Raw genomic sequence first — 10,435 nt, forward strand, 5'->3', positions numbered from 1 at the left:
GCCACGAAGATCGTGCCGTTGTTCGCGGAGTCGGAGAGCTTGCGCAGGCCGTAGTAGGACCAGTTGTAGCCGTCCGACCCGCCGGAGTCGACGTCGTTCGCGGTGCCGTTGAGCCAGTGGAAGCCCACGAACAGGCGGTACTGGCGGTTGCTGTCGTAGTTCGCCGGTATCCGCAGGAAGTACGTGCGGTTCTGGCCGCCGCTGCTGATGGTGCGCTGGCCGCTCGTCAACGTCGGGGCCTTGCCGCAGCCCGCCGTCGCCGCCGCGGTACCCGGGCCGCCCTGAGGGAGACCGCCCTGAGCGGGACCGCTCTGCGCCGTACCGCCGAGGGCGATACCTGTCGCGGCGAGGAACACCACGGCGCTCGCGGCCGCCGCCGCGGCCACGAACCTGGACATGGCACGTCCCCTGTGCTGGTGGACCATAGTCGTCCCTTCGGTCGTCACACGGGCTGGAGCTGGAACCTCTGGTTGTCGGCGCCCGTCACGGCCCACTGCGACAGCCGGGCGCCGTCGGCCGTCGAGGCCTCCCAGACGTCCGCGGCGAGCCCGCTCTGCCGGTTCACCAGGCTGACGACCCCGCCGCCGTGGTCGACCACGCGCCACTGCCGGTCGGCGGCGCCCGTGTCGGCCTGCTGGGTGACGTCGGCGCCGCTGGACGCGCTCGCCGCCTGGAGCACGAGCCCGCTGTGCCGGGCGCGGACGCGGTAATAGCCGCCGCCCGCGTCGAGGAAGTCGAACTGCTGGTTGAGCCCGCTCGTCTGCGGCCACTGGTGCACCAGCGCACCGGGAGCGGTGGACACCCCGCTGACGTCCAGGCACTTCCCGCTGTGCCGTGCGACCAGCCGGTAGTAGACGCCGGGTTGCACCGGCGCGGCCGATCCCTGGCCGGTCGCGCGGTAGGTGTGTCCACCTTGGACGGAGAACGCCACGACGTCCGACTCCGGTCTCGCGGGCTGGACGACGGTGCCGCCGGTGGTGTCCCTCAGCTCGAACGCGCCGGTGAAGACCCGGTTGCGGATCCGGACGGTGCCGTCGCGGTCGGGTGTGACGGTCAGGCTGACGGACCCGTCGGCGGCCCAGGTGGCACCGACGGTGTGGCCGCCGCGGCCGCGCAGGCCGGAGAAGCTGCCCGCCGGCCAGGCCGGTGGCAGGGCGGGCAGCACGTGCAGCTCGCCGTTGTGGCTGTGCAGCAGCATCTCCGCGATGCCCGAGGTCGCGCCGAAGTTGCCGTCGATCTGGAACGGCGGGTGCAGGTCGAACATGTTGGGCGCCAGGCGGTCCGTGGTCACCAGCGAGCGCAGGAGGTCGTGCGCCCGCGAGCCCTCCTCCAGCCGCGCCCAGAAGTTGATCTTCCAGGCGAGCGACCACCCGGTGCCCGCGTCGCCGCGCAGTTCGAGGGTGCGGCGGGCCGCGGTGTGCAGCTGGGGAGTGCCGCGCCGGGTGATCTGGTTGCTCGGGTGCAGGCCGTACAGGTGCGAGACGTGCCGGTGGTTCGGTTCCGTCTCGGTCCAGTCGTACAGCCACTCCATCACGTTGCCGCGCGAGCCGACCCGCGTCGGCGCCAGCCGTTGCCGGGCCGCGCGGACCTGCGTGCGCAGGTCGGTGTCGACGCCCAGCACCTCGGACGCGTTCGCGCAGCCGTCGAACAGGTCCCGCAGGATCTGCATGTCCATCGTCGGCCCGGCGCAGACGCTCGCGTTCGCGTGGTGGTTGAGCTCCGGCGAGTTGGACGGGTTCGTGACCAGGTGGCCGAGGCTCGGCTCGGTGACGAGCGTGTCGAGGAAGAACTGCGCGCAGCCCTTGAGCGCCGGGTAGTACGCGCGCAGGAAGTCGACGTCGCCGGTGAACAGGTAGTGGTCCCAGATGAGCGTCGACAGCCACGCGCCGCCCGTCTGCCACATGCCCGCCGCGGCGAAGTCGACGACCGAGGAACCGCGCCAGGCGTCGGTGTTGTGGTGCGCGACCCAGCCGCGGGCGCCGTACTGGACCTGGGCGGTGCGGGCGCCGGTGGTCGTCAGGTCGTTGACGAGCCGGAAGACCGGCTGGAAGCACTCGCCGAGGTTGGTGGTGTCGGCGGGCCAGTAGTTCATCGGCAGGTTGGCGTTGATCGTGTACTTGGAGTCCCAGGACGGGCTCATCTGGTCGTTCCAGATGCCCTGCAGCGTCGCCGGCTGCGTGCCGGGGCGCGACGACGAGATCAGCAGGTAGCGGCCGTACTGGAAGAGCAGCGTGGCGAACTGCGGGTCGGTCGTGCTCGCGTGCCGGGAGATCCGGACGTCGGTCGGCTGGTCGGCCGCCGCGGTGCGCCCGAGGTCGAGCGACACCCTGCCGAACAACGCCTGGTAGTCCGCGACGTGCCGGGCGCGCAGGGTGTCGAAGCTCAGCGCCTGCGCCGCGGTGAGGCGGTTGCGCGCGCTGCCCTGGTAGTCGCCGTTGACCGTGCGGAAGTCGACGTAGCTGGTGCCGACGGAGATCAGCAGCGTCACCGCGTTGGCACCCGTGACGCGCAACGTCCCGCCGGAGCTGGAGACGCTGCCGCCTTCGGCGACCGCTTTCGCGAGGGCGAGGAAGCGGACCGTGCCGGTGAGGCCGCGGTAGGTGCCGGACGTGCCGTCCAGCCCGATCGTGCTGGAGTCCACAGTGGACGTCGTCGTGCGCTGCGGTGAGCTGAACGACGCGGTGAACGACAGGGATCCCGCCGTCTCCGCGGTGAGGCGCACGACGACGACCTGGTCGGGCGCGCTGGCGAACACCTCACGTTGGTAGCGCACGTTGTTCGCCGTGTAGTTCACGGTCGTCGTGGCGGTGGTGAGGTCGAGCGCGCGCTGGTAGCCGGTCGCGGTCGCGGACGGAAACGTCAGGCGCAGGTCGCCGACCGGCTGGTAGGCCATCTGCCCGGCGGGACTGCCGAGCATGGTCTGGTCGATCAGCGACTGCGCCTGCGTCCACTGCCCGGCGAACACGAGCCGCCGGATCTCGGCGAGCGACCCGGCGCCGCGCGGGTTGCTGTAGTCGTGCGGCCCGCCCGCCCACACCGTGTCCTCGTTGAGCTGGAGGCGTTCGGTGTCGGTGTTGCCGAACACCATCGCGCCGAGCCGGCCGTTGCCGACCGGCAGGGCGCGCAGCCAGTCGCTCCCGGCCGGTCCGGTGTACCGGAGCGACAGGTCGCCGGCGGCGAGCGGGGTTGCCGCGGAGGCGGGGTGGGCGCTCCACCCCGCCCGCGTCAGCGCGACTCCGGCTCCGAGCTTCATCAGCTGCCTGCGGTTCAGGCCGGACATCGCGGTCCTCTCAATGGTGTGCGGTCAGGCCGCGGCGCACTGCGCGCCGTTGAGCGTGAACCCGCCGGCGACCGCGCTGTTGCCCGTGTGCGTGGCCTGGAAACCGATCGAGATCTGGCCGGCGGGCGGGATCTGCCCGTTGTAGGAGACGTTCGTCGCCGTCACCTGGCCGCTGGCGGGGGAGTAGGTCGCGCTCCAGCCGCCGGTGATCGTCTGCCCGCCCGGCAGCGCGAACTGGAGCTTCCAGCCGTTCACGGCCGTCGACGACGTGTTGGTGATGGTGATCGTCTCGGTGAGGCCGTTGTTCCACGCGTTGACCTCGGCCTTGACCGAGCAGCCCTGGGACGGCTGCGGGGTCGTCGTGGTCGTGGTCGTCGTAGTGGTTGTCGTCGTGGTGGTAGTGGTGGTGGTCGTGCTCGTGGGATCCGTGGACGGGCGGTCCAGGCCGAGGAACGTGATGGCGTAGCCGACCATCCCGGCGGTCGGCACGTCGTGCCCGACGCCCTGGGCGCTGATGCCCTCGACGACGGCGTTCGCGCCGTACCGGGTGCGGGTCCAGTTCGACTGGGGCTGGTCGGTGGACACCGGCGTCCTGCTCACGCCGTGCACGTTCGTCCACTGGTCGAGCGCCTCGCCGAAGTTCGGGTAGGCGAGGGTGGTGTCGTTCGTGCCGTGCCAGAGCTGGATCCGCGGGTAGCTGCCGGTGTAGCCGGGGTACATCGCCCTGGCCTGGTCGCCCCACTGCTGCGGGGTCTTCTGCAGGTTGCCGCCGGAGCACTGGCTGTTCCACAACGACCCGTCGGTCGTCGCGAAGCAGCCCGCGGGAACACCGGCGAAGGCCGACGCCGCGCTGAACACGTCCGGGTACTCGGCGGCCAGCACGTTGGTCATCATCGCGCCGGACGAGAAGCCGGAGACGACGATGCGCGACGGGTCGACGTTGTAGCGCTGGCGCGCGTACGAGACCATCGACATGATGCCGGTGGAGTCACTGCCCCCGTTGCGCCGCAACGCGTTCTGCGTGGAGACGTCGAAGCAGCGGCCGTCCCTGGTCGCCTCCGGGTAGACGATCACGTACCCGTAGCGGTCGGCGGCGCTGACGTAGTCGCGGGCGCCGCCGTTGTGCACCGCGCTCGCGGAGCCGGTGCAGTAGTGGATCATCACGAGCAGCGCGGGCCTGGCGGCCAGCCGGTCCGGCGCGTAGACGTACATGTTGAGGTTGGTCGGGTTGGTGCCGAACCCCGTGACCCGCGTCAGGGACGCGGCCTGCGCCGGTTGCGGCACGAAGGAGAAGGCGACGGCGGCGATCATCGACAGCGCGGCCGCGGCCAGCGCGACGACGCGGTACCTGGTGACGTGCTGCCAAGCGGTGCGGGAGAGGGTCATGACGACCTCGATCTCTTGCTGGAAGAGGAGTTCGGGGGCGGTCGGGCGAACTGCCACCGGGCCACGTCGAGCGGCGGACCGCTGCCGTTCCGGGGCGTCCTCGCCTGCCGGGAACAGGCCGGCGCCCGCGGAAGGACGGGTGTCCGTTCCGCGGGAGCCTGCCCGGTACGTGGTGCGGTGGGTCAGCGCGCCGAGCAGGACGGGTTCAGGCCCGACCCGTTGCCGCTGCCCTGGAAACCGAACTCGGTGGTCCCGCCCGCGGGCACGTTGGCGTTGTAGTCCACGTTGGTGAAGGTGACGCTTCCGCTGTTGCCGCTGCGGTTCGCACTCCACGAGCTGGTCACCGTGGCGTTCGAGACCGTGGCCGTGACGGCCCAGCCGCTCAGCGCGCTGGAGCCCGCGGTGACCTTGACCGTCGCGACGAAGCCCTCGTTCCACTGGTTCAGCGACACCGTGGCCGTGCAACCGCCCGTGCCGGGGTTGTTGCTGGTGGTCGTCGTGGTCGTAGTGGTGGTGGTCGTCGTGGTCGACGTCGGGTCGGTGCCGGTACCACCGGCGTTGAGCGCGTCCAGCGTCGCGTTGTACGCGGCCTTCTTGTTGCCGCTGCTGTCGAACAGCAGCGGGGTGCCGGAGGCGCGCCACGAGTCGCTGTCGCGGATGCCCCACACCGTGATGCCCGTACAGCGGGAGACGGCGAGGCAGGCCTTGGTGACGTTGCCGAACTTCTGGGCCTGGGCGCTGCCGGAGCCCTCGATGTCGAGCTCGGTGATCTGCACGTCGACGCCGAGGTTGGCGAAGTTCTGCAGGGTCGTCTGGTAGTTCGACGGCACCGGGCTGTTGTTGTTGAAGTGCGACTGGAAGCCGACGCAGTCGATCGGGACGCCGCGGGACTTGAAGTCCTGCACCATCCGGTAGACGCCCTGGGTCTTCGCGTCCGACCAGTTGTCGGTGTTGTAGTCGTTGTAGCAGAGCTTGGCGCCGGGGTCGGCCGCCCGCGCCGCGCGGAAGGCGGCCTCGATCCAGTCGTTGCCGGTGCGCTGGAGGTTCGAGTCGCGACGGCCGCCGCTGCCGCCGTCGGCGTACGCCTCGTTCACCACGTCCCAGGCGTAGATCTTGCCCTTGTAGTAGGTCGCGACCTGCGTGACGTGGTTGAGCATCGCGTTGCGCAGGGCCGTGCCGGACATGTTCTGCATCCAGCCCGGCTGCTGCGAGTGCCAGGCCAGTGCGTGGCCGCGGACGCGCTTGCCCTGGTTGCGGGCCTGGTTGAGGATGCGGTCGCCGTTGCCGAAGCTGAACTGGTTCTGGTTCGGCTCGGTCGCGTCCATCTTCATCTCGTTCTCGGCCGTCACCATGTCGAACTCGCGGTTCAGGATGCCCACGTAGGTCGAGTCGCCGAGCCTGCCCGCGGCCACGGCGGTGCCGAAGTACCGGCCGCTCTGCTGGGCCGCCGCGCCGAGGGTGGTCGCCGCGTTCGCGGCGGGAGGTGCGATCAGGGTGGCGCCGAATGCCGCTGTCGCGACCGTCGCGATGATCGGGATCAAGGCCACTGACTTCGGTGTCAGTTTCATCTTCCACGCTTTCCGAGGTCAACCCGAATGCAGGGTGGGATGGGCAGGACGGATGGCCGGACCCGGTGCGCCATTGCCGGATCGCGGTGGGCGTGAGAATTGGCGGAGTTGTTCCGCCATCGCCCGCCGTTGCCGTTCCGGAGTGTCGCAAACGTTCGTCGACGGTCACAAGAAGTCGTTGTCGAATTCGACGACAGGTTGCCCTGATCGGCCTAAACTTCGTGCGGGAGCGCTCCCAACTACCACGTCACGGCATTGATCGCATTCTCCGGGAACGTTTCGAAACTTCTCCGGACGGGCGTGCCGCATTAACACTTCCGGCGTTGACGGCTCAGACTTCCGTGGTTACGTTGACCCGAACTCGCATTCGCTTCTCCGCCGTAATGAGAGCGCTCTCGCGTCGCCGATTCCCACGTCCGGACAGCAACGACGCTGCGAGAACCCGAATCACAGCAACGAGCGAACTGGAGACACGATGACACGGTGGAAGCGGGGCACGGGAGCGTGCCTGCTGGCGGGCGCGGTGGTCACCGGGGTCGCGGCCCTGGTGGTCAGCGGCGGCACGTCGGTCAGAGCCGCCGAGTCGGCGTTCTACGTCGACCCGTCGAGCTCGAGCGCGAAGTGGGTGGCGGCCAACCCCGGTGACTCGCGGGCCGCGCTCATCCGCGACCGCATCGCCTCGGTCCCGCAGGCGCGCTGGTACACCACGACCAACACCTCGACGGTGCGGTCGGAGGTCAGCTCCTTCGTGGGCGCGGCGGCCTCGGCGGGCAAGATCCCGATCATGGTGGTCTACAACATCCCCAACCGCGACTGCGGCGGCGCCAGCGGCGGCGGCGCGTCCTCCCACGCGGCCTACCGGGCCTGGGTCGACGAGGTCGCGGCGGGCCTCGCCGGCCGCCCGGCGACGATCGTGCTGGAACCGGACGTGCTGCCGTTGATGACCACCTGCCAGAGCGCGGACCAGCAGAACCAGACGAAGGCCTCGATCGCCTACGCGGGCAAGAAGCTCAAGTCCGGGTCCGGCCAGGCCAAGGTCTACTTCGACATCGGCCACTCCTCGTGGCTGACCCCGTCGGAGGCGGCGAACCGGTTGCGCGGCGCGGACATCTCCAACAGCGCCGACGGCATCTCGACGAACGTGTCGAACTACCGCTCCACGTCCGACGAGGTGAACTTCGCCAAGAACGTGCTGAACGCCGTCGGTGACGGCCGGCTCAAGGCCGTGGTCGACACCAGTCGCAACGGCAACGGTCCCGCCGGCAGCGAGTGGTGCGACCCGGCCGGGCGCGCGATCGGCACGCCCAGCACGACGAACACGGGCGACTCGAAGATCGACGCGTTCCTGTGGGTCAAGCTGCCGGGCGAGTCGGACGGCTGCATCGGCCCGGCCGGGCAGTTCGTGCCGCAACGCGCCTACGACCTCGCGTTGGCGGCGGGCCCGATCACGACGACGACAACCACCACGACGACGACCACGACCACGACGACCACGCCGGGCGGCAACCCCGGTGGCGGCTGCACGGCGACCCACCGCATCACGAGCCAGTGGCAGGGCGGCTACTCCGCGGAGGTCGTCATCGTGAACCGCGGCTCGGCGATCAACGGGTGGACGTTCTCGTTCTCGGCTCCCGGGGTCTCGGTGACGCAGGGCTGGAACGGCACGTGGACCGACGCGGGTGACGAGGTCCGGGTGGCCAGCGCCGCCTGGAACGGCTCGATCGCCTCCGGCGGGCAGGTCAGCATCGGCTACAACGCGAACTACAACGGCACTCCGCCGTTCTCGTCGCCGGTGCTGAACGGGGTCGCCTGTTCCTGAGGCGGCTGGTGAACGGCGCCGCCTCCCGCGGGAGGCGGCGGCAGGGAGCGGGGTCCCCGGCCTGACGCAGGCCGGGGACCCCGTTGTTCCCCGCCCGGAATCCGAGCACACCCCCTCCGGCCGGGGCGCGGCCGGGTCCTCGAGGCGACAGGAGGCGGATCCGCGGTGCGACGATCACGGGTGACCCTGGCCGATGTGGCGGCGGCGAGCGGGGTGTCGGTCACGACGGCCTCGCTCGTGCTCACCGGACGGGCGCGGGAGCTGCGCATCTCCGAGGCGGCCGAGCAGCGGGTGCGCTCCACCGCGCGGGAGCTGGGCTACCGGCGCGGCACCCCGGCCGGGGGACCGCGGTCCGGGCTGTCGCGCACGATCGGGTTCGTGCTCGACACCGGACCGGCGGGAGACGTCGTCAAGGGCGCCGTGGAGGCCGCGCACCGGCACGGGTTCATGCTGCTCGTCGCCGAGTCCGGGGGAGACCCCGCGATGGGGCGGAGCCTGGTGGAGGCGATGCGCGACCGGCGGGCGGACGGCGTCGTGTTCGCCGCCACGCGTCCGGGCACGGTCGCCGAGCCGGACGGCCTGGGACACGGGCCGGCCGTGGTGCTCAGCTGCGCGGCCGCGCTGAGCTCCTGCCTGCCCACGGTGGTGCCCGACGAGGAACGGGGTGGCCGGTCGGCCGCGCGCGTGCTGCTCGACGCCGGGCACGACCGCGGCGTCCACCTGATCGGTGCCGGGCCGGGCCCGTGCGACGTCCCGCCCGACGGCGTCGCGGCGGTGGACCGGCTCGCCGGTCTGCGCGCGGTGTTCGACGCGGCCGGCGTCGAGGTCGTCAGCACGCATTCCTGTCCGAAGTGGACACCCGAGGACGGCTACGCGGCGACCACGAACCTGTTGCGGCGGCACCGGCCCCGCGCTCTGCTCTGCCTCGACGACCGGCTGGCGTTCGGCGCGTACCAGGCGCTCGCCGACGCCGGGCTCTCCGTGCCGGGCGACGTGTCCGTCCTCGGGTTCGGCGACTTCCCCGTGGCCTCCTGGACCCGGCCCCGGCTCACCACCGTGGCGTTGCCCTGCCACGAGCTCGGAGCGCGGGCGGTGGACGTCCTGGTGGAGATCGTCGAGGGGCGGGGACGCGGTGCCCGTCCGCCGCTGGTCCACCGGGTGCCGATGCCGGTCCGCAGGGGCGGTTCGGTGGCGAGGGCGCACCGGTGACCGGCACTTGTTCGCGTTAACAGCGCGCCGACCCCGGGTGGACAGTACCCCGCCGGGGAGAGCAGCGCTGCTAAAAGTTAGCGCTCACATTTAGCTTTGACCCCGCTGTGAAGGCGTCGTTACATTGCTGGGAGCCGCCCCTGCCGTTGACCCTCGTCGACGAAAGGCTCACCATGCCGAGCCCGTTGAAAGCGCTGTGCGGTGCGCTGGTCGCCACCCTGCTGGCCGCCTCACCCGCCCTCGCAGCCCAGTCCACCCAGGACGAGGTAGCCGCCTCGGCCGATCCCGTGCGGGTCATGCCGCTCGGTGACTCCATCACCCAGGGAGGCTCGATCGGCGGCTACCGCCTCGACCTCGGCGCGAAACTGCGCGCCGCGGGACGCAACGTCGACTTCGTCGGGTCCCTCGCGGACGGTCCCGGTTCCATGCCGGACCGCAACCACGAGGGCCATCCCGGCTGGACGATCGCCCAGGTCGACGCGAACGTCGTGAACTGGCTCAGGACCTACACCCCGCGCACGGTCCTGCTGCACATCGGCACGAACGACATGTACGGCAGCGATCCCGGCGGCGCGCCGCAGCGCCTGTCCGCGCTGGTGGACAAGATCACCGCGCAGGCACCGGGCGCCGAGGTGTTCGTCTCGACGATCATCCCGATCCGCTTCGCCGACGCCACCGTCCGCAACTACAACGCGGCGATCGTCCCGTTGCTGCGCGCGAAAGCCGCCGCGGGCAAGCGGGTGCACGTGGTGGACATGTACCCGGCCGTGCCGATCTCCGACCTGCCCGACGGCATCCACCCGAACGCCGCCGGCTACAGCAAGATGGCGACCGTCTGGTTCAACGCCCTCGCGTCGGTGCCCGGCAGCGTCGGCGACCAGCCCGGCACCGGCACGGCGTGCACCGCGACGCCGAAGGTGACCGGCACGTGGAACGGCGGCTTCCAGGCCGACGTCACCGTCACCAACACCGCCGCGTCCGCCACGACCGGCTGGACCGTGCGGTTCACGCTGCCCGGCGGGAACGTCGTGACGCAGCTGTGGGGCGGCACGGCCGGCGCCTCGGGCACCGTCACCAACGCGACCTACAACGGCGCGCTCAGTCCCGGTGCGTCCACGACCTTCGGCTTCCTCGCGTCCGGTTCCGGTGCGCCGGCCGTGGAGTCCGCCACCT

At 71.1% G+C, this 10,435-nt stretch carries 6 protein-coding genes and 1 pseudogene; 3 read left to right on the top strand and 4 right to left on the bottom strand.

The genetic code is table 11. The features are described 5' to 3' along the window. The 4 genes and pseudogenes from VF330_RS34950 to VF330_RS34965 form a co-directional block, all read right to left on the bottom strand. Nucleotides 1–398, bottom strand: a pseudogene (locus VF330_RS34950) (poly(3-hydroxybutyrate) depolymerase); the annotation flags it as partial. A 44-nt stretch (nucleotides 399–442) separates the two neighbouring features. Further along, the gene (locus tag VF330_RS34955; protein WP_330856007.1) at nucleotides 443–3,280 is read right to left on the bottom strand and encodes a glycosyl hydrolase family 95 catalytic domain-containing protein; all 2,838 of its coding nucleotides are present in this window, start codon (nucleotides 3,278–3,280) and stop codon (nucleotides 443–445) included. Between the two features lie 24 nt (nucleotides 3,281–3,304). Further along, on the bottom strand, nucleotides 3,305–4,723 hold the full coding sequence (locus tag VF330_RS34960; protein ID WP_330856008.1) for a PHB depolymerase family esterase: 1,419 nt from the start codon (nucleotides 4,721–4,723) through the stop codon (nucleotides 3,305–3,307). Nucleotides 4,724–4,848: 125 nt separating this feature from the next. Continuing rightward, nucleotides 4,849–6,234, bottom strand: a complete 1,386-nt coding sequence (locus VF330_RS34965; RefSeq protein WP_330856009.1) for an endo-1,4-beta-xylanase — start codon at nucleotides 6,232–6,234, stop codon at nucleotides 4,849–4,851. A gap of 475 nt (nucleotides 6,235–6,709) precedes the next feature. Here VF330_RS34965 and VF330_RS34970 point away from each other — a divergent pair, with 475 nt between their 5' ends. From VF330_RS34970 to VF330_RS34980, 3 genes are all read left to right on the top strand, one after another. Further along, a complete protein-coding gene (locus VF330_RS34970; RefSeq protein WP_330856010.1) occupies nucleotides 6,710–8,053 on the top strand; it encodes a glycoside hydrolase family 6 protein in 1,344 nt (447 codons plus the stop codon). A gap of 180 nt (nucleotides 8,054–8,233) precedes the next feature. Beyond that, nucleotides 8,234–9,262: a LacI family DNA-binding transcriptional regulator gene (locus VF330_RS34975; protein ID WP_330856011.1), complete on the top strand. Its 1,029-nt coding sequence runs from the start codon at nucleotides 8,234–8,236 to the stop codon at nucleotides 9,260–9,262. A gap of 146 nt (nucleotides 9,263–9,408) precedes the next feature. Further along, nucleotides 9,409–10,435 (top strand): GDSL-type esterase/lipase family protein (locus VF330_RS34980; RefSeq protein ID WP_330856012.1); only part of this gene is annotated, 1,027 nt, incomplete at its 3' end.

It is taken from the genome of Lentzea sp. (assembly GCF_036380075.1).
Classification (GTDB): Bacteria; Actinomycetota; Actinomycetes; order Mycobacteriales; family Pseudonocardiaceae; genus Lentzea.